Source organism: Alcanivorax sp. HI0083 (genome assembly GCF_001635175.1).
This window is the reverse complement of record NZ_LWFX01000237.1, coordinates 1-667: the sequence shown is the minus strand read 5'-3', so window position 1 is coordinate 667 and position 667 is coordinate 1. Positions and strand designations below refer to the sequence as shown.

Below are 667 nucleotides of genomic sequence, written 5' to 3'. Positions count from 1 at the left end.
GCATTATTGCCCGTAGTGAATAGACGGCGTGGGATCTTGGTCGGGCGTGGATTAGCGTCCGGCGTTAGGCGTCCAGCGTTCTGCGTTTTTAAGGAAATTCTGTGAGCAAGGCAGACAATAAAAAGGTCACCTCCATCCGCGGGATGAACGACATCCTGCCGGAGCAGACCGGGCTGTGGCAGTGGTTGGAAGGTAAAGTGCGCGATGTGCTGGCCAGTTACGGCTATCAGGAAATTCGCATGCCCATCGTGGAGCAGACCGACCTGTTCAAGCGCAGCATCGGTGAAGTGACCGATATCGTCGAAAAGGAAATGTACACCTTTGACGATCGTAACGGCGACAGCCTGACCCTGCGTCCGGAAGGCACGGCCAGCTGTGTGCGTGCTTGTGAGCAGCATGGCCTGTTGTACAACCAGACCCAGCGGTTGTGGTACACCGGCCCCATGTTCCGCCACGAGCGTCCCCAGGCCGGTCGTTATCGCCAGTTCCACCAGATTGGAGTGGAAACCTTCGGCATGACCGGCCCGGATATCGATGCTGAAGTCATCCTGCTTACTGCACGTCTGTGGAAAGCCCTGGGCCTGGCCGACAAGGTCACGCTGGAGCTGAACTCCCTGGGTGACAGTGCGGACCGGTCGCGCTATCGCGATGCGCTGGTGGATTATCT

General features: G+C 58.2%; 1 protein-coding gene. It reads left to right on the top strand.

The annotated features are described in order from the left end of the window. Nucleotides 1-143 precede the first annotated feature (143 nt). Nucleotides 144-667 (top strand): ATP phosphoribosyltransferase regulatory subunit (locus A3754_RS02600; protein ID WP_197468396.1); only part of this gene is annotated, 524 nt, incomplete at its 3' end.